Here is a 26,246-nt window from a genome sequence, read left to right as displayed (position 1 = left end):
TGGTGCTAGTGTCATTAGCACCATGTTGCTGAGGCTGAACATCTCCGACAGCCGTCCCCTGCACGAGCAGGTGGCCGGTGCGATCCGGCGGGCCGTCGCCGAGGGCGAGTGCGCCCCCGGCGACCGGCTTCCGTCGGCGCGTGACCTCTCGCAGGCCCTGGGCGTCAATGCCAACACCGTCCTGCGCGGTCTGCGCGCCCTGCGCGACGAAGGGGTGCTGGAGTTCCGGCGCGGCCGCGGAGTGACCGTGAGCGCAGGGGCGGACCAGCGTTCCGCGCTGCTGGAGCGGGTGCGCGAACTCGTCGCCGACGGGGCCCGCCTCGGGTACGGCAAGGCCGATCTCATAGAGATGATCAAGGAGGTTCCGTGACCGACGGTACCGGTGGCAAGAACGCCACCCCGTGGGGTGTAGTCGCCTGGGCGGCGGGGGTGACGGCCGTGCTCGTGGCCCTGCCGCTGGTCGCGAGCGGGCGGCTGCCGGACCGGCTCGCCACGCACTGGGGCAGCACCTCGGGAGCCCCCGACGGCTCCATGCCACTGTGGGCGGCGGCCACCCTGCCGGCGCTGATCTGGGCCTTGATGGCCGCGGGCGGCACGTTCGCGTATCGCCGGGGAGGGGCGCCGCGCGGCTGGGCGGACGCGGGCCTGCTCTCGGGAGGCGTGGCCCTGACCGGAGCTCAGGCGGCGATCGTACGGGCGAACCTGGACCGCGACGACTGGCGCCAGGCGGATTCCCCGACGGCCTGGCTCGGCATCGTGATGGCGGCGGCGCTCCTGGCCGGCGCGGCCGCGGTCCTGGCGGGCCGCCGCCGTCGGCAGAGCGCCGCGCCCGAACCCGAGGCCCCTGGCGGACCCGGCCTGGACATCCCGGACGGCGAGCGCTTCGTGTGGCTCTCCCGGGTCTCGAGCCCCTGGCTCCAACTGCTCGCCGCCGTCGTCGGTCTCGTGGCGGCCGCCGCCGTGCTCGCCGCGCTGGGCGGCCTGATGGACCTCCCGTGGGCCCTGGCCGTACCGTTCGCGCTCACCTCGGTCCTCGCGGTCGCCTGCTCGTCGGTACGGGCCCGGGTCAGCGAGCGGGGCATGGAGGTCGCCTTCGGCCCGCTGGGGTGGCCGACGCGGCGCTGGGCACCCGCCGACATCGAGTCCGTCCGCGTCGAGCGGCGCACACCCGCCCAGGTCGGCGGCTGGGGGTACCGGCTCAGCGGACTCGGCACGACCGTGATGCTGCGCAGCGGTGACTGCCTCGTCATCCGGTCCCGGGGGAAGGACTTCGCGGTCAGCGTGGACGACGCCGAACGCGGCGCCGCCCTCCTGGACACGCTGAACGCACGCCGTTGAACGCAGGCCCGTTGAGCGCACGCCGTTGAACACAGCCCCGTTGAGCGCACGCCATTGAGCGCAGCCCGTTGAACGTACGCCGTTGAGCGCACGTCAAGCCGGCCCGAACCACGCCCCAGCGGCTACCGGTCGGGGGCGAGACGGCCGTCGGGGACGTACGACGCCGACTCCCCGGAGTCGAGCAGCGCCCGGGCGGCGAGCCGGCACACGGCCCGCTCCTCGTCCGGCGCCACCCCGAGCCGGTTGAACAGCATGTGCAGGTGGGACGCCCACACGGAGGTGCGTACGGAGGCCCGCACCGAAGCCCGGCCGGCGGCCCGGACGGCCGACCGGCCCTCACCGTCGGCCCCGGCCCCGGCGTCGGCCGGGCCGGCGGCGTCCCCGAGCCGGGCGTCCGCCTCCCGCACCCCCGCCGCCCAGCGTGCCACCGGCCCGCCCCCGAGGCCGTCCGCCACATCCCGCCGGACGGCCTCGGCACGCCGGGCCAGCTCCTCGCGCGCGGGGGCGGAGTCGACCTGCGCGTGCACCGCCGGGGCGGGAACCAGCAGGATGTCCTCGGCCCAGCGCCACCCGGCGGCCTGCCACCGCAGCCACCGCCCCGCCTCGTACGGGTCCATCCCGAGGGCCGCCGCCGTCGCCTGGGCCAGATCGCCCGCCAGCGCCAGGCGTTCGCCGCCGCGCGCGGTCCGTGCGATCCCGTCCAGGGCGACCCGGCTGGACAACGCGAAGACGTCCTCCGCCACCGGCAGGGCCGCGGGCCCCCCGTACCTCTCGGTCTCGGGCACGTACGGCACCTCGCGGAGCTCCGCGCACGCACCGGCCCGCTCCCTCGCGAGCCGGGCCGCCGCGATGCGCAGCCCGACGGCCGCGGCGGGGTCGAGGCCGCGCAGCCGGATCCGGAGGTGGGGTCCGCCCTCGTCGACGTGGCGGAGGAAGAACCAGGCGGCCGCCCTGCGTTCGGACACCAGTCCGTCCAGCAGCGGAGCGAGTTCCTCCACCAGGAAGGAGTCGGTGTCCTCACCCGTGGCTCGCAGGAAGAGGTGCAGGCCGAACCAGCTCCTGCCGCTCGCGTCGATGGCCTCGGTCACTTCGGCTCCTCAGAGGAAGGGGTGGGGGTGGAGCGGGAGTTCGTCACGGCGCGGCGGGCGTCCGGCGCGGTCGGCGTCGGCGTCATGCGGCCCGGGTCCCGCTCGGCCTGGTGCGGGACCAGGGACGGTTCGGCCCGGCGCCCGATGTGGGGGATCGGGGCGGTGGAGCGGGGCGGGAATCGTCGGATCGCGTCCGGCCGGGCCGGCGGCTGCCGGCTGCCGCCGCCGGTGACGGAGCAGCCCGAGGCGGACGTCGGCGCCGCGAAAGCGGATTCGCCGAGCCAACCGTAGCTTCGGGAAGGGCCCGGGCCGAGGGGCTGCCGTCCGGAAGCGGGTCAGACTCCAGCCGGAGTCGAGGAGTTGCCGAGGCTTGCGCCGCCCGGGGGATACCGGCCACGTCGGCGGCCGGAAATCGCCAGTCCCCGGGTGTATGTACCACGTACTGTGGGGCGATGCCAGTAGTGGACATCAACGCCAGCGCCGAGGACTTCAATGCCGACCCCTACCCGCTCTACGCGAAACTGCGCGCGGCCGGGCCGGTGCACCAAGTCGCCATCTCCGACGACGGATACGAGCCGGGCTGGTGGATCGTCGGACACGACGAGGCCCGCCAGGCGCTGACCCACCCGTTGCTGCGGAAGGACTGGCGCACCTCCGGCAGGTTCGCCGACGTCCAGGCCAGTGCGACGAACGCGAACATGCTGGAGTCCGACCCGCCGCACCACACCCGGCTGCGCCGCCTGGTCGCCCGCGAGTTCACCGCACGCCGCGTGCAGACGATGCGCCCCCGCGTCCGGCAGATCACCGACGAACTGCTCGACGCGATGGCCGCCCGCCCCGAGCGCGGCGCCGATCTGATCGAGGCGATCGCGTTCCCGCTGCCGATGACGGTCATCTGTGAGCTGCTCGGCGTCCCCGACCTCGACCGGGACCGGTTCCGCCACTGGTCCAACGAGATCGTGGCCCCCACCACCGGAACGGGGAACGCCGACGCGAACGAGAAGCTCGGGGCCTATCTCGCGGATCTCGTGGAGGCGAAGGCCAAGGCCCCCGGAGAAGACCTGCTCAGTGCGCTGATCCGCACGCGCGACGAGGACGGCGACTCGCTCTCGCCCGACGAGCTGATCGGGATGGCCTTCCTCCTGCTGATCGCCGGCCACGAGACCACCGTCAACCTCATCTCCAACGGCATCCGCGCCCTGCTCGCCCACCCCGCCCAACTGGCAGCCCTGCGGGCCGACTTGGACGGGCTGCTCGACGGGGCGGTGGAGGAGATGCTGCGCTACGACGGCCCGGTGCAGAACGCCACCTACCGTTACGCGGCCGAGGACGTGGAGATCGGTGGCATGGTCATCCCGGCCGGGGCCATCGTCCTCGTCGCCCTCGCCTCGGCGGACCGGGACCCCGCCCGCTTCGCGGAGCCGGACACCTTCGACATCCGCCGCGCCCCGCAGGGGCACCTCGCCTTCGGGCACGGGCTGCACTTCTGCATCGGCGCCCCGCTGGCCCGGATGGAGGGCCGCATCGCGATCAGGGGCCTGCTGGAGCGCTTCCCGGACCTGGCCGAGGACCCTGCCGCCGGCCCGCCGAACTGGCTCTCGGGCAGCCTCATGCGGGGGGTCAGCCGGCTGCCGGTCCGCTGGTAGCCGCTGGAGACCCCCTGGCTAGCGCCTGCGCGGTCCCGCGCCGCCGCTCATGACCAGGGCGTCGCTGATGAGCCGTACGCCTCGGGCGAGGCGGCCCAGCTGTTCCAGTTCGACGGCGTACATCCGTATCGTGTTCTCGATGACGGACTCCGCCACACCCATCGCGGGAAGCTCGGCCCGGCTCGTCTCGAGGGCCACCCGTACGGCGCGCATCTCGTGCTGGAGCTGGAGCTGCGCGTGCCGGGTCAACAGCACCGGATGCCGGGTGAGGGTCGAGTAGCCGGCGTACCGGGCCGGCAGCAGGTCGCGCAGCCAGCGCGTGGCGGTGCGCTCCCAGTCGTGGCTACCGGGGGCCTTGACCTGACAGGGCCAGTCCGGGCTGAGGGCGGTGGAGGCCAGTTGAGGCATTCTCGTCGCTTCCGAGTGGTGTCGAACTCTGATCGAGAGGGTGCTGGGCGGCCTCGACCCAGGGGTTGATCGAGGCCGCCACGGCGGTCTGCGGGATCCGAAAGCCCGGATTGAGCACTCCGAAGCGGACTGAGGAGGCAGCGCGCGCGGCTGAGTGCTCGTTCTGGGATGGCGTGGGGACGCCCTCCTTGGCATCTGATGGATCCCGGCCGCGCCTCAGTAAACATATATACCGTTGAGTAAGCAAGTGTATGAAAAATTTCATGCATGGCCTGGGTGTGAATGGACCCCGAATGAAATCGGCGGGAAGTCGGCCCTACAGGAAGAAGCCGTGCAGGTCGGCGACCTGCTCGTAGCCCTCCAGCCGGGCCTGCGTCCGCTCGGGATCCGCGTCGGCCATCGCCTGGAGGAGGGCGGCGGACAGCACTCCCGGCGCCGCGTACGAGTCGAACACGAGGCGCGACCCGGTACCGGCGGTCAGCGCCACATCGGCCTCGTCCACCAGCGGCCCCAGCGTGGGATCGGTGATCAGCGCGATACGAAGCCCCGCGCTCCTGGCCGCCCGCAGCGCCGCCAGGGTCTCCTTGGCGTGCCGGGGCATGGCGAAGGCCAGCACCCAGGTCCCCCCGGCGGCCCGGGACTGCAGCAGCGCGTCGTAGGCGACGCTGCCGCCGCCCGTCACGAGGCGTACGTCGGGGTGGATGCGCCGGGCCGCGTAGGCGAAGTACTCCGCCAGGGACACCGAGATCCGCAGGCCGAGCACGGTCAGCGGGACCGACAGGGCCAGGTCCCGGCCGATGGTCAGCACCTGATCGGTGTCGGCGAGGAGGCGCCGTACGTTCTCCAGGTTCTCGATCTCGGCGTCGACGGCCGCCTGCAGCTCGTTGTGCCGCATCTGCTCGCGGCTCTCCGGATATCCCGCGACAGCGCTCAGGGCGATCGGCTGCAGTACGTCCCGGAGCGCCGGATAGCCGCTGTACCCGAGGGAGGTGGCGAACCGGGTCACGGACGGCTGGCTGACACCGACCCGCTCCGCCAGCTCGGTGATCGACAGGAACGCGGCCTCGGTGAGGTGGTCGATCAGGTACTGCGCGATCCGCCGCTGGCCCGGGGAGAGCCGGCGCCCGTCGAAGAGCGCGCGGATCCGCTCCGCCGGAGCGCGCTCGTGGTCCGACGGCTGCCCGCTCGGCGTGATCGCGGCCGCCTGTGCGCGTGCCTGCTGCCCCGATGACACCGGCGAGCCTCCTTCTCCTGTCACTCTTGATCAAACATAGCTCACGCATGGTGGCCGACCGGCGGCGAGTCCCGCCGCCCGGCGCCCGCGCTGTGGACCGTACCCGGCGGGGCACGTCATACGGGCACTATGCGCGGACCGCGGCCCCCACGGCGACCGGAACGCCTCGTTTCCGGGCGTGCCGGGGGGTGGCCCCCGGCCGGGGCGGCGGGGATCATGAGATGGCGCCGGCCCGCCGGGTCCCCGCGCCCGCCACCGAGTCCAGGGGGTACGTGTGTCTGCCGCGTCGAGCTATGCGTCCGGGGTCAGCGAAGTGCCGCTGCTCGGTGACACCATCGGGGAGAACCTGGACCGCACCGTGCGGAGGTACCCCGGGCGGGACGCCCTGGTCGACATGGCCGCCGGGCGCCGCTGGACGTACGCGGAACTGGCCGCCGACGTGGACGCCCTCGCGCTCGGGCTGCTCGCTCTCGGCATCGCCAAGGGCGACCGGGTCGGGATCTGGGCCGCGAACCGGGCCGAGTGGACCCTGGTGCAGTACGCCACCGCGAAGATCGGGGCGATCCTCGTCACCGTCAACCCGGCGTACCGCTCGCACGAGCTGGAGTACGTGCTCCAGCAGTCCGGGATCAGGCTGCTGGTCGCGGCGGACCGCTTCAAGACCTCCGACTACGCGGGCATGATCGACCAAGTGCGGCCGCAGTGCCCGGAGCTGGAGTTCGTGGTCCTGCTCGACGGTCCGCTGTGGACCTCCCTGCTGGAGGACGGCCGGCGCGGCGACCCGGCCGAACTCGCCCGGGCGCAGGCCGCGCTGAGCCCGGACGACCCGGTCAACATCCAGTACACCTCGGGGACCACCGGCTTCCCCAAGGGCGCGACGCTGTCGCACCACAACATCCTCAACAACGGTTTCTTCGTCGGCGAGTTGTGTCACTACACCGAGCAGGACCGGGTCTGCATCCCGGTGCCGTTCTACCACTGCTTCGGCATGGTCATGGGCAACCTGGCCTGCACCAGCCACGGCGCCGCGATGATCATCCCGGCCCCGTCCTTCGAACCGGAAGCCACCCTGGCCGCCGTCGAGGCGGAGTCGTGCACCTCCCTCTACGGCGTCCCCACCATGTTCATCGCGGAACTGGCCCACCCCGCCTTCGACACGTACGACCTCTCCAGCCTGCGGACCGGGATCATGGCGGGCTCCCCCTGCCCGGTCGAGGTGATGAAGGAGGTCATCGACCGGATGGGCATGACCGAGGTGTCCATCTGCTACGGGATGACGGAGACCTCGCCGGTCTCCACGCAGACGCGGGCGGACGACTCCGTCGAACGCCGGGTGTCCACCGTGGGCCGGGTCGGACCGCACCTGGAGGTGAAGGTCGTCGACCCGGGCACCGGCCGGACCGTGCCGCGCGGCGAACCGGGCGAACTCTGCACCCGCGGCTACTCGGTGATGCTCGGCTACTGGGCCCAGCCGGACCGGACCGCCGAGGTCGTCGACGCGGCCCGCTGGATGCACACCGGCGACCTTGCGGTCATGGACGAGGACGGCTACCTGAGCATCACCGGCCGCATCAAGGACATGGTGATCCGCGGCGGGGAGAACCTCTACCCGCGCGAGATCGAGGAGTTCCTGCACGCCCACCCGGACGTCCTCGACGTCCAGGTCATCGGCGTACCCGACCCCAAGTACGGCGAGGAGCTGATGGCCTGGGTGCGGATGCGCGAGGGCGCCGAGCCGCTGACCGCGGAGGCCGTCCGCGCCTACTGCGAGGGCAGGCTGGCCCGCTTCAAGATCCCGCGCTACGTCCACGTCGTGGAGGAGTTCCCCATGACGGTCACCGGGAAGATCCGGAAGATCGAGATGCGGGAGATGGCGGTCCGGCTGCTGGCGCCGCAGCCGGACGCCGACTAGAGGTTCTCGGTGGAGGTGGCCGTCGGGGCGGCGGCGGTCACGGGCAGGAGGTGCGGGCGTTTCGCCGTGCGGCCGTCGCCGGAGGACCGGCCGCGCAGGCGCCGGCCCAGCCAGGGACCGAGGAAGGCGGCGGCCCAGCGGAGCTCGATCGCGGTGGCGCGCAGGCCGACTGGGGCGACCGGCCGGGGGCCGGGCAGTGGGTGGGTCCAGGAGTCGTCGCTGCCCGGAAGGGCGAGGGCATGGGCGACGGCCGCCGCGATCCGGTCGTGGCCCCGCGGCCCTGCGTGCAGCCGGTCCGGGCTCCACAGCCGCAGGTCGCTGACCACCGGGTGGGCGGCCGTCTCCGCGACGGTGACCCCGTGCCGCTGCGCCGCCGACCGGATGCGGTCGTTGAGGGCCGTGACGCGGGAGCTGACCGGGCGGGCGACCGGGATCATCCGGGCCACGTCCGGGAAGGTGACGGTCGCGACGTGCGCCCCCTGGGCGGTGAGCGCCGCGAACATCGCCTCCAGATGACCGGCCACCTCGTCGGCGTCGAACTTGGGCCTCAGCAGGTCGTTGACCCCCGCGACGACGGTCGCCAGGTCGGGCCGCAGAGCGAGCGCGGCCGGCAGCTGCCCCTCGCGGACCTGCCCGGCGACACGGCCCCGGACGGCCAGATTGGCATACTGGAGCGCCGGGTTGTGTACAGCCATCCGCTCGGCGAGCCGGTCGGCCCACCCCCGCAGGCCGGTGGTGTCGTCACCGTCCCCGACCCCTTCGGTCTGGCTGTCGCCCAGGGCGACGTAGCGCAGGTACTCACTGTTCGGCATCATCGGCCTGCCTCTCCCGGAGGATCTCGATCGCACGCTCGTACCAGTTCCGGTTGGCCCGCTCGAACTCCAGCCCGCGCAGGCAGGTCAGGTACGGACCGATCCGCTCGCCGTGGCGCAGGAACTCCGCCTCGCCGCGGTCGCCCCGCATCTTCTTCAGCAGCGCGTCGAACAGCTCGATCCGGGACTCCGCGAAGGCGGTCCGTTCGGCGAGCTGCCCGATCAGCACCCCGGCGTCGAGATGGTCGGCGGCCTGCACCTTGACGAGCAGGTCGTCGCGGATGAAGCAGGGTTTGGTGGCGGCGGCCGCGAACTGCTCCAGCTCACCGAGCCCCGCGTCGGTGACCCGGAACAGCCGCTTGTTGGGCCGGGTGTCCTGGATGACCTCCCGGCCCGAGACCAGCCCGTCCTTCTCCAGCTTGGTCAGCTCGGCGTACAGCTGCTGGGGCAGCGCGTGCCAGAAGTTCGCCACGCCCATGCCGAACGCCTTCGCCAGCTGGTACCCGCTCAACTCATCGTCGACCAGGGCCGCGAGCACGGCATGACGCAGAGCCATCGGACCACCCCCTCCTCGCCTCTGTTCAGGAACCTCGCATCCATGATAGTCAAGAAAATGACTAATCGCATTGATGACTAGCAAGGGGGAGACATGAGCACCGCAGACCGTTTCCGTGCCGCCGTCGACAGCCGCGACCTCGGCGCTCTGGACGACCTGTTCACCGAGGACGTCCGGCTCTACAGCCCGGTGAAGTTCACCCCGTTCGAGGGCAAGGCCATGGTGCTGGGGCTCTTCGGGGTCCTCCTGCGCACCTTCGAGGACATCCGCTACGTCGGCCGGCTCGACGGGGCCGTCGAAACCAGCGCGGACGACGCCGAGGCCCCGGCGGTGGTCCTGCCCTTCCGGGCCATCGTGAACGGCAGGCAGATCCACGGCATCGACATGCTCCACCTGGACCAGGACGAGCGCATCAAGGAGTTCACCGTGATGGTCCGCCCCCAGTCCGCGGTCCACGCCCTGGGCGAGGCGGTCCTGGCAGGCCTGATCGCCGACGGCCTCGTCCCGGCCCCGGCCGACCGCTGAACCGGAGTCCCCCAGGCGGCGGCGGCCCGTGGGGCAGGCCGCGCGGCCCGTTGTCAGTGCCGTCCGCCATGATCGGACGCATGAACGAGATCGACACGGCAGCAACCCGTAGCCCCCGCAGGTGGGGCGGATTGGCCGCATCCGCCGCCCTGCAGGGGCTCGTCGGTGCCTCGGGCTGCTGGAACGAGGAGTCGTTCGCCGACATCAGGCGCATCGGCAGCTACATCGACGGCAGCTGGGCGCCCGAGCCGGGCGACCGGGAGGTCCGTCCGCCCGCGGCGGGCAGCTGGACGGCACTCATAGGGCGCCCGGGCGCCCTCGCGCTGCGCGCGGCCGCCGCCGCGACCAGGCCGCAGCGGCGCGAGGTACTGCTCGACTTCCTGGAGATGTGGGCGCGGACGCCGTTCGCGGACCCGGCCTACCGCTTCCGCCTGGGCCGGCTCGCCGGCACGACCTCGTTCACCGTACGCGACGACCGCGGAGCCTCCTTCGGCCTGCACCTGCCGGCCGCGCGCGAGACCCTCTACTTCGAGGCCGTGCTTCCCGGCGGCGAGAGTGCCCCGCGCCCCGAGAAGCCCGAGGAACCGCTCTACGCCGCGGACTGCCACCGCGGTTGGGGCACCCCCGAGCAGCTGCTGCGCCTCGTGGAGCTCGTCCGGGAGCGCGGCCCCCTCGCAGGGGACGCGGCCGCGGCCCTCGCCCTGAGCGAGGCGACCGGCCTGAGCCGCCCCGCCGCGGCCCTCGTCCTGTCCGGCAACCCCGGTGCGGGCAGCTACTACACGCCCTACCTCGACGAGCACGAGCGCGCCGCGTTCGGCTTCAAAGGCGGCGAACTCGAATCGGCGCGCGAAGAGTTGTCGATGCTGGGCAACGACGAGCGGCTCGCCCTGCTCGCCGACGTGCTGCCCGCTGACCCCGTGGACCTGTGGGAGCCGGGCGGCCTCGGCCGCGTCGCGGAGCGCACCGCCGCGGCCTGGGCCGAGCAGCACGGCGCCCGTCCGCCCGCGCCGTGGAGCTCCTGGCAGGCCGCGGTCGCCCTGGAGCCCGGGATACCGGCGGCCCACCTGTGCCACCTTTTCCTCGACCCGCCGAACGCCACCCTTCCGCCGGGCTTCTACCTGCGCTTCTGGCCCTGCCCGTCCGAGCACCGCCAGCTGCGCACGGCGTGGGACGTCATGAGCGAGCACGACGCGAGGAGCGTCCTCGACGCCGTCTTCGCCGGCCTGCCGTGGGCGTACGCGGACCTCCCCGCGGGGGACCCCGTACGCGCCGGGGCGCCGGAGGCCGTCCGCCACCTGCGCGAGGTGCTGGCCGGCAGCGACTCGCCGGCCCGGATCCTCCAGGCGGGCGTGATCGGCGGCAACCGGGGGAGCGGGCGCCGGGACTGGCTGACGGACGGCACCTGCGACCGTGTCATGGTCCGCATCACCGCCGACGACCTGCCCCCCGGCCGCTACGAGTCCGACCCGCGCGCCTGCGCCCCCGACCTGGTCGCCGACGTCGCCACCACCCTCGACCTGCCCGAGGACGCCGCCGCGCTCTACCTCCAGCTGCTGCTGCTCCCCGTGCCGTCGGACCGCAACGTGCGGCGCTGGAACGCCTGGACACCGGCCCGCCACAAGGCGGCCGCCGCGGAGCTCGTGGCCCGCGGCCTGGCGGTGGAGGACCGCCGGGCCCGCGCGGGACGCACGCACTTCCTGCCCGGCCCGTGGGCGCACGCCAAGAAGCCGCTGCCGCCGATGGAGTGCTGGAAAGCGCCCCTGATCGGCGCGCGGCTGAGCGAGGACGGCAGCGAGGTGACGGCCGTGGAGCTGCTCCCGGGCACGCTCCCCGAGCTGTTCACCGAGGCCTGGCGGCTGGTCCGCAGGGGGGAGGGCCCGGCCTAGGAAGAGACGGCCCGGGCCCGGACCTACTCGAAGCGTGCCGGGTCGCCCGCGCCCCGGCGGACGATCTCGGCCTCGCCGCCGGAGAAGTCGATCACGGTGGTCGGCCTGGTCCCGCAGTCGCCCGAGTCGACCACGATGTCCACCACGTGGTCGAGGCGTTCCTTGATCTCCCAGCCCTGCGTCAGCGGCTCGGGCTCGTCCGGCAGCAGCAGGGTGCTGGACAGCAGCGGCTCGCCGAGCTCGGCCAGCAGCGCCTGGGTGACGGAGTGGTCGGGGATGCGGACACCGACCGTCTTCTTCTTCGGGTGGAGCAGCTGCCGGGGCACCTCCTTGGTGGCCGGCAGGATGAAGGTGTAGCTGCCCGGGGTGGACGCCTTGATCGCGCGGAACACGTCGTTGTCGATCTGTACGAACTGGCCCAGCTGCGCGAAGTTCTGGCAGATCAGCGTGAAGTGGTGGCGGTCGTCCAGATGCCGGATCGACCGGATCCGGTCGAGGCCGTCACGGTTGCCCAGCTGGCATCCCAGCGCGTAGCAGGAGTCAGTCGGATACGCGACGAGCGCGCCGGAGCGGATCATGTCGGCGATATTGCCGATGGACCGCTGCTGAGGATTCTCGGGGTGCACGTCGAAGTACTTCGCCATCCGCCGAGACTACGCGATCCGGACGCTCCGGTTCGGCCCGGGACCCGCCGTCCGCACCCGGCGTCCCGACCCGTCGTTACCAGGACACCCCTAAGGGGTGCTGACGTCGGAGTAGATCCCCCGGTAGTGGAAGACTCCCGACGTCACCTGGTACAGATGGGCGATACGGCTCCCCGTCAGCGCGTGGGTGCCGGAATCGAAGCCGAGGGGTTTGGCCAGCCCCTGATGGGCCGTCCGGAAGATCCGGCGGGTCAGCCCCGAGCGGTCGCGGCCCTCCCCCTCCAGGCCGGTGAGGGCCGTGGCGACCAGCCCCACCGCGTCGTATGCCTCGGTGGCCCAGCGGGCGGGCGGCTCCCCGTACGCGGCCCGGTGCGCGGTGGCGAACCCGGCCGCGGCGGGCACCGCCAGCGGGTCCGTGAAGAAGGCGCCGAACAGCCAGCCCTCCGCCGCGGGGCCGGCGGCCGTGATGAAACCGGGCTCCATGGCCTGCCCGATCCCCATCCGTGGCCCCTGGAACCCGGCTTCGGCCAGCGCCCGGGCCAGCAGCCCGGCGCGCTCCGGCGAGGTGCCCGCGAACACGACGGCCTCGGCCCGGGCCCCGGTCAGGTCGCGCACGGCCGCGGCGAAATCGGAGCTGCCCGCCGGGATGCGGTGGACGCTCACGGTCCCCTTCGCCGGAGGGTTCGCCTGGAGGGCGCGGGTGAGCTGCCAGCCGGGCTGGCCGGCCACGGCGTCCTCCACCACGGCCGTACGGTGCACCGGCCGCGCCCGGGACAGGTAGTGGATCACCGGGAGGCCGAGGCTTTCCGCCGTCGCGCGGGTGTCGCACAGGGTCCGCCACTGCGCCTGGGTGCTCTGCGCACTGTTCACCGACACCAGCAGCATCGTGAGGTCGGCCGCGAGGCAGGCGGCCGCCAGCGCGGGAACCGGCGCGTCCCAGGTGGGGCCGATGAGCGCGACCACCGCCGGGTCCGCGATCAGCTCCTCGGCGGCCCGCGCCGCGCGCGCGGCGTCACCCCCGTCGTCGGCGACCGGGCGCAGGGCCAGCCGGAAGACGGCGTCGGCCCGCGTGTTGTGCCGCTCCACCGCGAGCCGCACACCGCGCTCGTGCGCCAGGCCGGTGGCCTTGCCCGGCCCGGTCAGATCCGCCAGCAGGGCCAGGGTGAGCGTGGGCAGGCCGTGGTCGCCGGGCGGCGGGGACCCGCGGCCACCCCACTGCCTGGTGCCGAGCCAGGCGAGGGGGCCGCCCGCGAGGAGCAGGGCCCCGCCGGCCGTGAGCAGCCGCCGCCGGGTGACGAGCTGCCGGGCCGGCTCGGGGCCGGGGGTCCGGGGGTCCGCGGGCGGAGCGTCGAGCCGGGTGGGCTCGGGGGCGGGCAGGTCCAGGGCCCCGGTCGCCCGCTCCGCGATGAGCCGGGACAGCGGCGCGGGCAGCCACTCCCCGCGGCCCGGCCACTCCCCGCGGCCCGGCCGGTCCCCGGCGCCCAGCCCGGCCGGGGCTCCGCCTCCTGTGCCCGTCACCTCGTCGCCGAGGAGCGCGGGGAGCCGTGCGGGTGTCGGCCGCTCGGCCGGGTCCTTGGCCAGGCAGGCCGCGACCGCCTCCAGCAGTTGCCCCGGGACCCCTTCGAGCGCGGGTTCGTCGTGCACCGTACGGAAGACCACCCCGGCCGCGTGCCCGCCGCCGAACGGGCCGTGCCCGGTCGCCGCGTACGCCAGCACGCACCCGAGGGAGAACACGTCGCTCGCCGGGCCCGGCACGGCGCCGCCCGCCCGGGCCTGCTCCGGCGCCAGGTACCCCGGGGTCCCGATGATCGCGTCCACCGCCGTCAGGGTCACCGCCCCCGCCGCCCGCGCGATCCCGAAGTCGATCAGCCGGGGCCCGTCCGGCGCGAGCAGGATGTTGGCAGGCTTCACGTCCCGGTGCACCAGCCCGGCGGCGTGCACCTCCGCGAGCGCCTCTGCCAGCCGCACCCCCAGGATCCGGACGCTGTCCACGGGCAGCGGACCGTACCCGCCCACCGCCTCGGCCAGCGAGGGCCCGGGCACGAACGGGGTGGCCAGCCAGGGCTCGCGCGCCTCGGGGTCGGCGGCCACCACCGGGACCACCCAGCGCCCCGACAGCCGCCCGGCCGCCTCGGCCTCCCGGCGGAACCGGGCCCGGAAGGCCGGGTCCGCGGCGTGGTCGGCGCGGATCACCTTGACCGCCAGCAGGGCTCCCGCCGGGGAGCGGCTCAGGTACACGCTGCCCATGCCGCCCGAGCCCAGGCGCCCCAGCAGCCGGTGGCCGCCGACCGAGGCCGGGTCGGAAGGGGTGAGGGGCTTCATGCGGCGCTACCCCGCGGGGAGTTCGAGGGCCGGGCCCACGTACTGGATCCGGCCGCCGTCCACCCGGTGGTGGAAGTAGACGTTGCCCTTCACCTGCTGGTACGCGTCGAAGGTGAACTCCTTCGTCAGACCCCGGTACGAACCCTGGCGGAGGGCGGCCAGCAGTTCGGCGCGTGACGGGCGGCCGCCACCGCGCGCGGCCGTCACCAGCCGGTCGATGACCAGGCCGGTGGCGTCGTAGGCCTCCGCCGTCCAGATGCCGGGCGCCGAGCCGTACGCCGCCCGGTGCGCGCGGGCCACGTCCGCGACGGCGGGGGACTCCGGGCCCGTGTACGGGGCGAGGAGCTGCCAGCCTTCGGCGGCCGGGCCCGCGGCGGCGATGAACTCGGCGCCGACGACGGTGTAGTCGGCGGCCCGGGGGCCCTTGAACCCGGCGCCGGCCAGCGCCTTCGCCACCTTCGCGGCGCCGGCGGGGGTGCCCGCGTAGAAGAAGCCGCCGACACCCTGGGCGAGTATGTCGGCGACGAACGGCGACAGGTCCCCGACCCCGCGCGGCACGACCCGCGCGTACAGCGTGGCCTCGGGTGCGAAGAGGGTGAGGGTGCGGCTCAGGTGCTGGACGGCCTGCCACCCGTCCGAGTCCCCGTCGCGGTCGCAGAGGACCCCCAGCCGCCGCACGCCCTGGTACTGGGCCAGCTGGGCGTTGACGGCCGAGCCCTGGCCCAGGGTGATCGGGCACATCTGGAAGAAGCTGCGCCGGTCGGTGACGCTGTAGGTGGTCGCCAGGGCCGACACCGTCAGCAGGGGCAACGCGGCCTCGCCGTAGAGCTCCAGACAGGGGATCACCGAGTCGTTGCCGGTCGGGCCGATCACCGCGAGCACGTCCCGGTTGCCGATCAGGCCCTCGGCGGCGGCGGAGGAGCGGTCGGCCCTGCCCGCGTCGTCGGCGGTCGCGACGGTCAGCGTGAACGGCTTGTCCGTACGGGAGTTGAAGGCGGCGACGGCCAGCCGGACCCCGCGCTCCTGAGCCTGCCCGGCCGACTGCTGCCGACCGGAGAGATCGCCGTGCACACCGATCACCCACTGGCGGGGCGCCGGACCGGCCGACGGCGCGGGGCTGCCGTCCCCGCGCAGGGCCAGCCATCCGGCCAGGCCCCCGCCGCCCACGAGCAGCGCCCCGCCCGACGCCAGGGCGAGGAACCGCCTGCGCGACGGCGCGGGTCCGGCGCGCTCCCCGGCCGGATCGGCGACGGTCTCCTCGACGCCGGGCAGGGCGAGCAGCTCGGCGGCGCGCTCGGCGACGGTGGCGACGACCGGGTCCGGCAGCCAGTCCGTGCCCTCGCCGGGGTCGTCCCCGGCCAGCGCCGCGCCCAGCTCCGCCATGGTGGGGCGGGCGCCGGGGTCCTTGGCGAGGCAGGCCCGCAGCAGGGCGGTGAGCTCGGGGTCGGCGAGCAGCCGCGGGCCCAGCTCCGGCTCGTCGTGGACGGTGCGGTAGAGCACCGCGTCCACGGGGCCGGTCCCGAAGGGCAGCCGGCCGGTGGCCGCGTACGCGAGCAGGCAGCCGAGGGAGAACACATCGCCGGCCGGCTCGGCGGGGAGCCCGCGGGCCTGCTCGGGAGAGAGGAACCCGGGCGTGCCGAGGATGACGCCGGCGGAGGTCAGGGCGGTGTGCTCGGCGCCCCGCGCGATCCCGAAGTCGATGAGCCGGGGCCGGTCCACGCCGAGCAGCACGTTCCCGGGTTTGACGTCCCGGTGCACCAGGCCCTGTCCGTGCATCACGCCGAGGGCTCCGGACAGGGCCTTGCCGAGGACGCGTACGGCACGCGGCGGGAGCGGCCCGTGCGCGGCGACGGCCTCGGCCAGCGACGGGCCCGGCACGAACGCGGTCGCCAGCCAGGGTTCGGCCGCGTCCGGGTCCGCTCCGGTGACCCGTACCGCCCAGGGGCTGTCCACCCGGGCGGCGATGGCGGCCTCGCGGCGGAACCGGGCCCGGAAGTCGGCCTCGTCCGCGTACTCCGCCCGGATCACCTTGACGGCGGCGAGCGCACCGTCGTCCGTACGGCCGAGGTAGACCACGCCCATGCCGCCCGCGCCGAGCCGCCCGAGCAGGCGGTAGCCGGCGATCCGGGACGGGTCCGAGGGCTGGAGCCGCTCCATCAGCCGACCGCCTTTCCCAGCTCCTGCTTGACCTGGAGCAGCATCCGGCTGGTGCCCTGCACGATGAACGCTCTGAGGGCCTCGTCGGTGAACCCGGCCGCGCCCTTGCCCGCCACGGCCACCGTGACCGGGCCGAACTGGGCCTGCGACCAGACGTAGAGGTGCGGCTGGCCGCCCGCCTCCGCGCTGACGTACTGGCCGGACTCGGTGAAGGCGTCCTCGGTCCAGCCGTTCATCTGCTCGCCGAGGTAGAGGGAGCCGCCCAGCAGGTTCTTCAGCTCCTCGCCCTCGCGCAGCAGCTGTGCGGGGCAGCGCAGCACCTCCTCCATGGCGCGCGCCGTCTCCCAGCCCGACTCCTCGCGGCTGCGGTGGACGGTGACCGTGGCGTTGAGCTTCAGCCGGCCGTGGCCGTCGGCCGCGGGGACGTGGAAGGAGCGGGTGCTGGTCGCCAGGACGTCTTCGGGGAGTGCGGAGGACTGCCACACGCAGCCCTGGTCGAGCACCGGCCAGCGGCCGGGAGCACTCTCGAAGGGGGCGCTGCGTACGACCTCGGGCCCGAAGGTGTCCTGGTCGATGACGATCCGCCCGAGCAGCGTGCGGGCCTCGGCGGCGTTCTTCGGCTGCCGGCCCGGATCCAGCTCGGGCACGAGCGGTACGCCGGCGCTGCCCGGCGCGGCGGACGGGGCGCCGGTACCGGCGGGCGTGGCGGGCGGAGTGCTGCCCGCGGACTTCGGTCCGGCGCCCGCCCCGTCCGCCGCACAGCCGGCGAGCACGAGCGCCCCCGCCGCCACGCAGCCGCATGCGCGCAGCGCGAAACTCCGTCGGTACGAACCGGGACCCCCCACGGCGCAGATCGTACCCCGGGCCGTGATCCGGCAAATAGCTTATGGACAAGGGAGGTTGGGGCATTCGGGTCCCGGTCCCCGCAGCGCCCGCGGCGCGGGCGCCGCCCTCCGCCGCGCGGACGATCGCCGGGGCAGGGCCCTCGTCCCGCGCGTACTCCCGGGGGAGTACGCGCGATCGCCCCGCCCGGCGGACGACGGTGACGGCCGCGCGCGTCTAGCGTGGCCGCATGGCGGAGCGGCGGCGGCACTGGACTGAGCGGCGGCACTGGGCGGAGCGGAACGAGCGGACGGCGCAGGACCGGCTGCCGTGGCGGTCCTCGCTGCTGGTGGCGGTGTTCGCGCAGGTCGGCACCGGGTGGGCGGAGCAGGCGCAGCCCGGCCGGGAGCCGCTCGGCGTGCTCGGCAGGGTCCTGCTGCTGCTCGGGCCCGCGCTGCTCGTCCTGCGTCACCGGTTCCCGGTGCCCGTCGTGTTCGGGGTCTGCGCCGTCGCGCTGGCCTACCTGGCCGGCGGGTACCCCTACGGCCCGGTCTTCCTCAGTGTGGCCCTGGCCTGCGTGGTCGCCGTCGTGGCGGGCCACCGGTACGCCGCGTGGACGGCCGCCGGCCTGCTGTGGGCCGGGCACCTGCTGATCGGGCACTGGCTCTACCGGTGGCTGCCGCCGCCGGGCGACGGGCCCGCGCAGTGGGGGACCGAGGGGGCAGTCACCGCCTGGGTGATCGCCGTGCTCGCCGCCGCCGAGGCGGTCCGGGTGCGGCGTGAGCAATGGGCCCGCGACCGCGCCGAGCGGGCGGCGGCCGAGCGGCGCCGGGTGGACGAGGAGCGGCTGCGGATCGCCCGCGAGCTGCACGACGTACTGGCCCACAGCATCTCCGTCATCCACGTCCAGGCGGGCGTGGGCCTGGCCCTGCTCGACACGGATCCCGAGCAGGCCCGTAGCGCGCTCACCACGATCAAATCGGCCAGCAAGGAGGCCTTGGGCGAGGTCCGGCAGGTACTGGACACCCTGCGCGCGCCGGGAGAGGCTCCCCGAGCCCCCGCACCGGGGCTCGACCGGCTGCCCGAACTCGTCGACCAGGCGGCCTCGGCCGGGCTCACCGTCTCCCTGGACGGGGAGTCCGGAGCGCGCGGGCTGGCGCCCGGGGTGGACCTCGCCGCGTTCCGGATCGTGCAGGAGGCGCTCACCAACGTGGTCCGCCACTCCGGTTCGCGCGCCGCGGCGATCCGCATCACCCGGCTGCCCGGCCTGCTGGAGCTGAGCGTGGACGACGACGGCCCGGCCACCGGCCATGACGCCGGAGGCGGCGGCCGCGGGCTCATCGGGATGCGCGAGCGGGCCTCGGCCCTCGGTGGCACGATCGAGGCGGGCCCCCGCCCCGACGGCGGCTTCCGGGTCGTGGCCCGGCTACCGCTCGGGGACGCCGCACGGAGGGACGACCGGTGATCCGCGTACTGCTCGCCGACGACCAGCAATTGGTACGGGCGGGCTTCCGGGCGCTGCTCGACGCGCAGCCGGACATCGAGGTGGCGGGCGAGGCGGCGGACGGGGCCGAGGCGGTGCGCCTGGTGCGCGCGCTGCGCCCCGACATCGCCCTGATGGACATCCGGATGCCGGGGCTCGACGGGCTGGCGGCGACGCGCACCATCACCGAGGACCCCTCGCTGGCCTCGGTCAAGGTGGTCATGCTCACCACGTTCGACCTCGACGAGTACGTCTTCGAGGCGATCCGCTCCGGGGCGTCCGGTTTCCTCGTCAAGGACACCGAACCGGAGGAACTCCTTCGTGCGGTGCGGGCCGTGGTGGCGGGTGACGCGCTGCTGTCGCCCGGGGTGACGCGCCGTCTGATCGCGGAGTTCGCGGCGCGCTCGCGGGCCCCCGAGGCGGCCGCCGCGGCCGGGGAGCTGGAGCGGCTCACGGGACGGGAGCGCGAGGTGCTGACCCTCGTGGGCATGGGCCTGTCGAACGAGGAGATCGCCCGCCGCCTCGTGGTCAGCCCGCTGACGGCGAAGACGCACGTCAGCCGGACCATGGTCAAGCTCGGCGCCCGCGACCGGGCGCAACTGGTCGTACTGGCCTACGAGTCGGGGCTGGTCCGGCCCGGCTGGCTCGGCTGAAGGCCCGGGGCGCCGATCCGGGACGGTGGCCGCTGCCGCTGCCGCTGCCGCTGCCGCTGCCGCTGCCGCTGCCGCTGCCGCTGCCGCTGCCGCGCGCGGCGTCGCGTACTCCCCCCGGGGTATCCGAACTGCCCTCGGACGTACGACGACCGGGGCGCCCGCGGGGGCGAGTCTCGGAAGTGACGGATCAACCGCTTCCGAGGAGCTGAACGAGATGAACACCCTGGCGTACGACGGGCCCGGCCCGTGGATCCTCTTCCTCCCGCTGATCTGGGCCGCCGTCGTGATCGGCGTCGTGACGGTCCTGCGCCGCACGGTGTGGCGCGGCGGACGCGGCCCGCGCGGTCCGTGGGCCGCGACCCGGGGGGCGTACGGCCAGCACTCGCCCATCGCGATCCTGGGTCGGCGCTTCGCCTCCGGAGAGATCGACGAGGACGAGTACTGGCGGCGGCTGTCGGTGCTGGACGAGCAGTTCGGCCGTACCGCCTTCCCGGAGGGCAAGGGCGGCGTCGGCTGACCGGCTCCGCTGGCTCGCACCACCGCGCGTACCGGTCCGCTCCCGGTCGGACCGTTCGAGGAGCCCCGCCCGCGGGCGCTCGGAGCAAGGGACGGAGAGATACGGACCCGCCCGCGGCCGCCCGTGTCCCGGGCGGCCCGGGCGGTGTTGGCGTACCTTCGGAGCGGTCCGTGTGCCCCGGGGGTCCGCCCCGGCGCCCTGCTGCGCTCCGAAAGGCACGTCATGATCCCGTCCGACGACCGTGCACCACTCGCCGGAGCCCGCGAACTGTTCGACATCCCCGACGACATCGCCTACTTCAACACCGCCAGCCTCGCGCCCACCCTGCGCGCCGGGATCGTGGCCGGCGGTCTGGCCCTGCACAAGCGGGCCCAGCCGTGGCGGATCGGCGCCGACGACTGGTTCGACGTGGCCGAGCGGCGCCGAGCGCTCTTCGGCGGCCTGATCGGGGCGACCGCCGACGACATCGCCCTGGTACCGGCGACCAGTTACGGCCTCGCGGTCGCGGCGGCGAACCTCACCGCGGCGGCCGGCAGCCGCGTCCTGGTCCTCGCCGACGAGTACCCGTCCGGGATCTACACCTGGTGGCGCTTCACGGAACGCACGGGCGCCGAGATGCTCACCGTCCGGCGCGAGCCCGGCGAGACCTGGACCGAGGCGGTGCTGGAGCGGCTCGACGACAGCGTGGCCGTGGTCTCCGTGCCCCAGGTGCACTGGACCGACGGCGCGGCCCTGGACCTGGAGCGGATCGCCGCGGCCGCCCGGGAGGCCGGCGCCGCGCTGGTCGTCGACGCCAGCCAGTCGGCGGGCGCGATGCCGCTCGACGTGCGCGTCGTGCGGCCGGACTTCCTCGTCAGCGTCGGCTACAAATGGCTGCTCGGCCCCTTCGGCCACGGCTACCTCTACGTCGATCCCGCCCACCACGAGGGCCGGCCGCTGGAGGAGAACTGGATCGTGCGCGAGGACGCCCAGGAGTTCTCCCGGCTCGTCGACTACCGCGCCACCTACCAGCCCGGCGCGCGGCGCTTCGACGTCGGCGGGCGTACCGCCTTCGAGGTCGCCCCGATGGCCGTGGCCGCCCTGGAACAGCTGACCGCCTGGACCGTTCCCGGCATCGCCCGGGCCCTGGAGGCGGTCACCGGCCGCATCGCCGCCGAGGCCCGCAAGCGGGACCTGCCCCTGCCCGCGGCCCGCGGCCCGCACATGCTCGGCGTGGTCGTCCCCGAGAAGAGCCGCGACCACGTGGTGAGCGCCCTGGGGGAGGCCGGCGTATACGTCGGAGCGCGTGGTTCCGCGATCCGGATCAGCCCTCACCTCCACACCACCGACCAGGACGTCGACCGGCTGTTCGGCGCGCTCGACACGGTTCTCGGCACGGCCTGACCGCGCCCGGGCGGTTCAGGACCGCCGGTTCACGCCCGGGGGTCCACGGTCGTCTCGATGTGGTCGGCGACCGCCACGAGCAGCACCCGGGTGCCCTCCTCCAGCGCACGCCAGCGGTGCTGCACCCCGCCGGTGAGGTAGAGGGTGTCGCCCCGGCCGAGGCGGTGGGCCCGGCCGTCGGCCTCGACCTCCACGCTGCCGTCGGCCACGTACATCAGCTCGTCGTTGCGGTGCCGGAACGCGCGGTCCGCGTCATGGTCCCCGGTGAACTCCAGTGCGTGCATCTGCTGCTGCCCGCGTACGAGGGGACGTACGCGGGCCGTCGGATCGAGCCCGGGATCGGCGTCGGCGCGCACGATGTCCACCCGCCGCGGGGGCTCGGCGGCGGTCAGCAGCTGGACGGCCGTGGTCGCCAGCGCGTCGGCGATGAGCTGGAGCGAACGCATGCTGGGGCGGGCCCGGTCGTTCTCGATCTGGCTGAGGAACGGCGACGACAGCCCGGTCCGGCCGGCCACCTCGGCGAGGGTGAGGTCCAGGGCCCTGCGCCGCCTGCGGATGCCCGCCCCGATCAGGGGGGCGGGCGGTTCGTCTGTCACGTGCTCCCTCGTTTCCGGTCCGCTGCGTGGATCATCCTCTCGCAGTCAGCCGAGGGTTTCGCACTGCCTTCACAGTGCTGCAACACTCCGGCGCTAGCTTCTAAGTCGATTGATCCCATCAAAGAAAGTTTCACAGGAGGACCGCATGTCCCCAGTCGACCACAGCACCGCCGGCCCGTCCCGGGTCGACCAGAACGCGCGCCGCCGTCGCGGTACCGGCCTGATCGCCCTCGACCCCGAGGCCTCCGAAGGCGGCTACACCCTCTTCGCCCCGCTCACCGGCACGGGCGAGGTGTACCTGATCGACGCCCACGGCCGGGTCGCCCACGAGTGGAAGCTGCCCTACCGGCCCGGACGGCACGCCCGCATCCTCGCGAACGGCAACCTCGCGTACAGCGGCGTACTCCCCGACCAGCCCGCACTGTTCCCCATGTGGCACAAGTACCGCGGCGGCGTCATGCTCGAAGCCGCCCCCGACGGCACCGTCCTGCGCGAGCACCGCGACCCGCTCCAGCACCACGACGCCCACCACCTCGGCGAGGGCCGCGTCCTGTACACCGCCCTCGAACCGCTGCGGGGCGCGGACGCCGACAGCGTGCGGGGCGGCGTCCCCGGCTCGGAGCCCGAGGGCACGGTGTGGGCCGACACCATCAGGGAGGTCGACGCGGACGGGCACGTACGCTGGTCCTGGAGCGCGGCCGAACACCTCGACCGCGAGGAGTACGCGCTGCACCCCGACTACTCCCGCGAGCACTGGCCCCTGATCAACAGCGTCATCCCGCTCGCCGACGGCAACGTCCTCGCCAGCCTGCGCAGCGTCTCGGCCGTCGTCGTCATCAGCCGCGAGACCGGCGAGATCCTGTGGCGGACCGAACCAGGCGTGGTCTCCCAGCAGCACGCGCCCACCGAGCTCGACAACGGCAACGTGCTGGTCTTCGACAACGGCGTCTTCCGCCCCGGTTCCGACGTCCCGTACTCCCGCGTCATCGAGATCGAGCGCTCCTCCGGCAAGATCGTCTGGGAGTACCACGACCCCGCCCGCGAGTCCTTCTTCGCCCCCTTCATGGGCAGCGCCCAGCGCCTCGCCGGAGGCAACACCCTCGTCACGGACTCCCCTTCGGGCCGGCTCTTCGAGGTGACACCCGAGGGCTACCTGTGCTGGGAGTACATCAGCCCGTACTTCGGCGGCTACCAGGAGTCCGAGGTGCGCGGCCTGTTCCCGGCCGAGCACAACGCCGTCTTCCGCGCGTACCGCTACACCGCGCCGGAACTGCCGTGGCTGAACAGAGGGGCCGCATCGTGACCACCGCCGGAATCCGGCCCGCGAAGGCGCATCCCGTCGACGAACGGCTGCCGCTCGCCCGGCTCGCCCCGCTCTCCGCGCAGCACGTCCTGGCCATGGTCGCCGCACCCGTCTCCACGACGTTCCTGACCGGCCAGGCCCTCGGACTCGACGCCGCGAGCACCGCGTCCCTGCTCAGCGCCACCCTCGTACTGTGCGGAGCGGGAGCGCTCCTGCAATCCCTCGGGCCCTGGCGGATCGGCGCCCGGCTGCCGTTCGTCATGCTGCCGGGCGGGGCGGCCACCGCCCTCTTCCTCCAGATCGCCAAGGACCACGGCCCCGCAACCGCCACCGGATCCGTCATCCTCGCGGCCGCGCTGCTCTTCGCCGTCCTGCCGTTCTACGCGAGGATCGTGCGCTTCTTCCCACCGCTGGTCATGGGCACCACCGTGCTCCTCATCGGCATCGCGATGATCCGGGTCGCCGCCCAGCTGATCACCGGCCCGCGCGGGACCCCCGGGTACGCCGCACCCTCGGCCGTGATCCTCGCCGCGGCGACCATCGGCTGCACGGTACTGCTCCTGTTCCTGCTGCGCGGGGTCTGGCGGCAGACCGCCGTGCTGCTGGGCATGGGCGCGGGCACCCTGATCGCCGTCACGACGGGGCTGGGCGGCTTCGAGCCCGCCGCCGGCAGCGGACTGGCGCTGCCGCGCATCCTCCCGTACGGTGCGCCGCACTTCGACCTGCTGGCCGCGCTGCCGCTGCTGGTCTTCAGCCTCACCACCCTCGCGGAGATCACCGGCCAGACCGTCCTCAACAGCGAGACCGTGGGACGCGCGTCCGACCCCGGAACCGACGTGCCCCGGGTGGCCAGGGCCGACGCGCTGGTCTCGGTCTTCGGGGCGCTCTTCGGCACCTCGCTGCTGGTGACCAGTGCCGAGAACATCGGCATCGGCCGGCTGACCGGAGTGCGCAGCCGCTTCGTCACGGCGGGAGCGGGCGTCCTGCTCGTCGCCGTGGGGCTGCTCGCTCCCCTCACACGGCTGCTGGCCGGCATACCGGCCCCGGTGGTCGGGGGCTCCGCACTCGTGATCTACGGGATCATCGCGGTCATGGGCGTCGACATGCTGACGCGCGCGGCCCCCGGCGAGAAGACCAACTCCACGGTGATCGCCCTGGCCCTCACCGCCGGACTGCTGCCCGTCGTCGCACCCGACGTCTACCAGGGCTTTCCCGGCTGGACCCGGACGATCCTGGGCAGCGCCGTGGTCGCGGGCACCCTCACCGCCGTACTGCTCCACGCGCTGTTCCGGCGAAGCGCCCCCGGCACGGACGCGACGCCGGATCGGCATCAACACCCCGACCGGGAAGGGAAGGAACAGGCCCGGTCCTGAGGGCCGGACAGCCCCCTCAGCGGAGCGGGCCGGGGCGGCGGGCTCGGCAGAAGAAGTGCTCCTCGGGCTCGGCGGTTTCCCCCGCGGACCCCTCGCCCGGCACGAACACCGCCGTGTGGTGCTCCAGCACCTCCAGCCCGGCCGACTCCAGCCTGCGCAGGTACTCCGCGGCGGCCAGGCTGCTGACGGTGACCTCGTGCCCCATCCACACGATGTCGAGGTCGCTGATGTCCCCCGGCACCGTGGCCATCACGAAGTACCCGCCGGGCGCCACCCACGACACCATCCGCTCCAGCGCCGCCGCCACCTCCCGCTGGGACATCACGAGCAGCGGGAAGAAGGCGCACACCGCGTCGAAGCCGCCATCCGGGGCCTCGTACGTCCGTACGTCCGCCTGCTCGAACCGGGCCCGCGGTACGCGCTCCCGGGCGAGGCCGACCATCTCCGCCGACACGTCGATGCCGGTCACGGCGCAGCCGGCCCGCACCAGCACCTCGGCGGTCGGCCGACCGGTGCCGCTGCCCACGTCCAGCACCCTGGCGCCGGGGGCGAGCCGGGCGGCGAGCCAGTCCAGCGCGGCGAGCTGCCCGGGCACCCGCCCGAACACCTCCTCGTACCGCCCGCCGACCTCGTCGAACACCTCGGCCGCGGTCTTCCGGTCACTCATCGGCGCCCCTCACTCCTCGGTCCCTGCCGCGCGAGCGCCCCGGACGAGCCCGTGACGCCGTGGGGTTCGTGCCCGGGGGAGGGCACGGGAAACCGGATGTTGACACGGGTGTGACGCTGGAACAGAGTTCGAGATCACACAAGGGCGGAAGGACGTCGGATGAGCACAGCGAGCCGGGGCGTACTGGTCACCGGGGCGTCCCGGGGAATCGGGCGCGCGATCGCGACCGCCTTCGCCGAGCGGGGGGACCGCGTCGCCGTGCACTGTTCCACCCGGGTGTCCGAGGCGCGGGAGACCCTCGCGCAACTGCCCGGGGACGGCCATGTGCTGCTGAGCGGCGACCTCGCCGACCCCGCCCGTGTCGAGGAGCTCGTCGCCGAAGCCGCCGAGGCTCTCGGCGGTGTGGACGTCCTGGTCAACAACGCCGCCGTGATGATCAGCCACCCGCTGCCCACCACCTCGTACGCCCAGTGGCAGGAAGCCTGGCAGCGCACCGCCTCCGTCAACCTGTTCGGCGCCGTCAACATCAGCTACTGCGCCGCCCGCCGGATGATCGACGAAGGCCGGGCGGGCCGCATCGTGAACGTCGGCTCGCGCGGAGCCTTCCGGGGTGAGCCCGACCACCCGGCGTACGGAGCCACCAAGGCAGCCCTGCACGCCTTCGGCCAGTCCCTCGCCGTCTCCCTGGCACCGCACGGCATCGCGGTCGCCTCCGTGGCGCCCGGCTTCGTGGCCACGGAACGGGTCGCGGGCCGTCTCACCTCGCCCGAAGGCGAACAGATCAGCGCCCAGAGCCCGTTCGGCAGGGTGGCCGAACCGCAGGAGATCGCCTCGGCCGTCCTCTACCTCGCCTCCCCCGAGGCCACCTGGTCCTCCGGCACCATCCTGGACGTCAACGGAGCCTCGTACCTGCGCACCTGA

At 74.0% G+C, this 26,246-nt stretch carries 24 protein-coding genes; 13 read left to right on the top strand and 11 right to left on the bottom strand.

Annotation, left to right across the window (positions count from 1 at the left end; all coding sequences use genetic code 11):
• Window positions 1-22 precede the first annotated feature (22 nt).
• Together ACZ4TG_RS01795 and ACZ4TG_RS01790 are read left to right on the top strand one after the other, a co-directional pair.
• Window positions 23-370, top strand: coding sequence for a GntR family transcriptional regulator (locus ACZ4TG_RS01795; protein ID WP_468159332.1), 348 nt, complete (start codon window positions 23-25; stop codon window positions 368-370).
• On the top strand, window positions 367-1,338 hold the full coding sequence (locus ACZ4TG_RS01790; RefSeq protein ID WP_468159331.1) for a DUF1648 domain-containing protein: 972 nt from the start codon (window positions 367-369) through the stop codon (window positions 1,336-1,338). Before ACZ4TG_RS01795 ends, ACZ4TG_RS01790 begins: the two co-directional genes overlap by 4 nt.
• Window positions 1,339-1,460: 122 nt before the next feature.
• On the opposite strand, the gene ACZ4TG_RS01785 is transcribed toward ACZ4TG_RS01790, so the two are convergent.
• Window positions 1,461-2,426, bottom strand: a complete 966-nt coding sequence (locus tag ACZ4TG_RS01785; protein WP_468159330.1) for a thiopeptide-type bacteriocin biosynthesis protein — start codon at window positions 2,424-2,426, stop codon at window positions 1,461-1,463.
• A 452-nt stretch (window positions 2,427-2,878) separates the two neighbouring features.
• Between ACZ4TG_RS01785 and ACZ4TG_RS01780 the strand changes: the two genes are divergently transcribed.
• Window positions 2,879-4,072: a cytochrome P450 family protein gene (locus ACZ4TG_RS01780; protein ID WP_468159329.1), complete on the top strand. Its 1,194-nt coding sequence runs from the start codon at window positions 2,879-2,881 to the stop codon at window positions 4,070-4,072.
• A gap of 18 nt (window positions 4,073-4,090) precedes the next feature.
• On the opposite strand, the gene ACZ4TG_RS01775 is transcribed toward ACZ4TG_RS01780, so the two are convergent.
• Together ACZ4TG_RS01775 and ACZ4TG_RS01770 are read right to left on the bottom strand one after the other, a co-directional pair.
• Complete coding sequence (locus ACZ4TG_RS01775) at window positions 4,091-4,480, bottom strand: hypothetical protein (RefSeq protein ID WP_468159328.1); 390 nt, start codon at window positions 4,478-4,480, stop codon at window positions 4,091-4,093.
• 316 nt (window positions 4,481-4,796) lie between these two features.
• Window positions 4,797-5,714, bottom strand: a complete 918-nt coding sequence (locus tag ACZ4TG_RS01770; RefSeq protein WP_468159327.1) for a MurR/RpiR family transcriptional regulator — start codon at window positions 5,712-5,714, stop codon at window positions 4,797-4,799.
• A gap of 274 nt (window positions 5,715-5,988) precedes the next feature.
• Here ACZ4TG_RS01770 and ACZ4TG_RS01765 point away from each other — a divergent pair, with 274 nt between their 5' ends.
• Complete coding sequence (locus ACZ4TG_RS01765) at window positions 5,989-7,626, top strand: AMP-binding protein (protein ID WP_468159326.1); 1,638 nt, start codon at window positions 5,989-5,991, stop codon at window positions 7,624-7,626.
• Here the strand turns inward: ACZ4TG_RS01765 and ACZ4TG_RS01760 are convergent.
• Complete coding sequence (locus tag ACZ4TG_RS01760; RefSeq protein ID WP_468159767.1) at window positions 7,623-8,438, bottom strand: SGNH/GDSL hydrolase family protein; 816 nt, start codon at window positions 8,436-8,438, stop codon at window positions 7,623-7,625. The two genes, ACZ4TG_RS01765 and ACZ4TG_RS01760, sit on opposite strands and share 4 nt — an antisense overlap.
• Window positions 8,425-8,994: a PadR family transcriptional regulator gene (locus ACZ4TG_RS01755; RefSeq protein WP_468159325.1), complete on the bottom strand. Its 570-nt coding sequence runs from the start codon at window positions 8,992-8,994 to the stop codon at window positions 8,425-8,427. The genes ACZ4TG_RS01760 and ACZ4TG_RS01755 overlap by 14 nt, the downstream gene beginning before the upstream one ends.
• A gap of 93 nt (window positions 8,995-9,087) precedes the next feature.
• On the opposite strand from ACZ4TG_RS01755, the gene ACZ4TG_RS01750 reads away from it, so the two are divergent.
• The gene (locus ACZ4TG_RS01750) at window positions 9,088-9,519 is read left to right on the top strand and encodes a nuclear transport factor 2 family protein (protein ID WP_468159324.1); all 432 of its coding nucleotides are present in this window, start codon (window positions 9,088-9,090) and stop codon (window positions 9,517-9,519) included.
• An 80-nt stretch (window positions 9,520-9,599) separates the two neighbouring features.
• A complete protein-coding gene (locus tag ACZ4TG_RS01745; RefSeq protein WP_468159323.1) occupies window positions 9,600-11,405 on the top strand; it encodes a hypothetical protein in 1,806 nt (601 codons plus the stop codon).
• A 23-nt stretch (window positions 11,406-11,428) separates the two neighbouring features.
• Here ACZ4TG_RS01745 and ACZ4TG_RS01740 read toward each other — a convergent pair whose 3' ends face one another.
• The 4 genes from ACZ4TG_RS01740 to ACZ4TG_RS01725 all read right to left on the bottom strand — a co-directional run bounded on the left by ACZ4TG_RS01740 (window position 11,429) and on the right by ACZ4TG_RS01725 (window position 17,373).
• Window positions 11,429-12,049 (bottom strand): L-threonylcarbamoyladenylate synthase, encoded by a 621-nt coding sequence (locus tag ACZ4TG_RS01740; protein ID WP_468159322.1) that lies wholly within the window; start codon window positions 12,047-12,049, stop codon window positions 11,429-11,431.
• Window positions 12,050-12,139: 90 nt separating this feature from the next.
• Entirely contained in the window at window positions 12,140-14,371 is a 2,232-nt protein-coding gene (locus ACZ4TG_RS01735) for a bifunctional serine/threonine-protein kinase/ABC transporter substrate-binding protein (RefSeq protein WP_468159321.1), read from the bottom strand.
• Window positions 14,372-14,377: 6 nt separating this feature from the next.
• On the bottom strand, window positions 14,378-16,528 hold the full coding sequence (locus ACZ4TG_RS01730) for a bifunctional serine/threonine-protein kinase/ABC transporter substrate-binding protein (protein WP_468159320.1): 2,151 nt from the start codon (window positions 16,526-16,528) through the stop codon (window positions 14,378-14,380).
• A complete protein-coding gene (locus tag ACZ4TG_RS01725; protein ID WP_468159319.1) occupies window positions 16,528-17,373 on the bottom strand; it encodes a hypothetical protein in 846 nt (281 codons plus the stop codon). Before ACZ4TG_RS01725 ends, ACZ4TG_RS01730 begins: the two co-directional genes overlap by 1 nt.
• 227 nt (window positions 17,374-17,600) lie before the next feature.
• On the opposite strand from ACZ4TG_RS01725, the gene ACZ4TG_RS01720 reads away from it, so the two are divergent.
• The 4 genes from ACZ4TG_RS01720 (at window position 17,601) to ACZ4TG_RS01705 (ending at window position 21,386) form a co-directional block, all read left to right on the top strand.
• Entirely contained in the window at window positions 17,601-18,815 is a 1,215-nt protein-coding gene (locus ACZ4TG_RS01720; RefSeq protein WP_468159318.1) for a sensor histidine kinase, read from the top strand.
• A complete protein-coding gene (locus tag ACZ4TG_RS01715; RefSeq protein ID WP_468159317.1) occupies window positions 18,812-19,486 on the top strand; it encodes a response regulator in 675 nt (224 codons plus the stop codon). Before ACZ4TG_RS01720 ends, ACZ4TG_RS01715 begins: the two co-directional genes overlap by 4 nt.
• Window positions 19,487-19,700: 214 nt before the next feature.
• A complete protein-coding gene (locus ACZ4TG_RS01710; protein ID WP_468159316.1) occupies window positions 19,701-20,003 on the top strand; it encodes an SHOCT domain-containing protein in 303 nt (100 codons plus the stop codon).
• 222 nt (window positions 20,004-20,225) lie between these two features.
• Window positions 20,226-21,386, top strand: a complete 1,161-nt coding sequence (locus ACZ4TG_RS01705) for an aminotransferase class V-fold PLP-dependent enzyme (RefSeq protein ID WP_468159315.1) — start codon at window positions 20,226-20,228, stop codon at window positions 21,384-21,386.
• A 29-nt stretch (window positions 21,387-21,415) separates the two neighbouring features.
• Here the strand turns inward: ACZ4TG_RS01705 and ACZ4TG_RS01700 are convergent, their stop codons facing one another.
• Window positions 21,416-21,982: a helix-turn-helix domain-containing protein gene (locus ACZ4TG_RS01700; RefSeq protein WP_468159314.1), complete on the bottom strand. Its 567-nt coding sequence runs from the start codon at window positions 21,980-21,982 to the stop codon at window positions 21,416-21,418.
• A gap of 145 nt (window positions 21,983-22,127) precedes the next feature.
• Between ACZ4TG_RS01700 and ACZ4TG_RS01695 the strand changes: the two genes are divergently transcribed.
• Complete coding sequence (locus ACZ4TG_RS01695; protein ID WP_468159313.1) at window positions 22,128-23,285, top strand: aryl-sulfate sulfotransferase; 1,158 nt, start codon at window positions 22,128-22,130, stop codon at window positions 23,283-23,285.
• Entirely contained in the window at window positions 23,282-24,658 is a 1,377-nt protein-coding gene (locus ACZ4TG_RS01690) for a uracil-xanthine permease family protein (protein ID WP_468159312.1), read from the top strand. The genes ACZ4TG_RS01695 and ACZ4TG_RS01690 overlap by 4 nt, the downstream gene beginning before the upstream one ends.
• A 16-nt stretch (window positions 24,659-24,674) precedes the next feature.
• Here ACZ4TG_RS01690 and ACZ4TG_RS01685 read toward each other — a convergent pair whose 3' ends face one another.
• Window positions 24,675-25,325 (bottom strand): class I SAM-dependent methyltransferase, encoded by a 651-nt coding sequence (locus ACZ4TG_RS01685; RefSeq protein WP_468159311.1) that lies wholly within the window; start codon window positions 25,323-25,325, stop codon window positions 24,675-24,677.
• A gap of 159 nt (window positions 25,326-25,484) precedes the next feature.
• Between ACZ4TG_RS01685 and ACZ4TG_RS01680 the strand changes: the two genes are divergently transcribed.
• Entirely contained in the window at window positions 25,485-26,246 is a 762-nt protein-coding gene (locus tag ACZ4TG_RS01680; RefSeq protein WP_468159310.1) for an SDR family NAD(P)-dependent oxidoreductase, read from the top strand.

The organism is Streptomyces sp. NPDC028314 (genome assembly GCF_055565795.1).
This window is presented reverse-complemented; position numbering and strand designations above follow the sequence as displayed.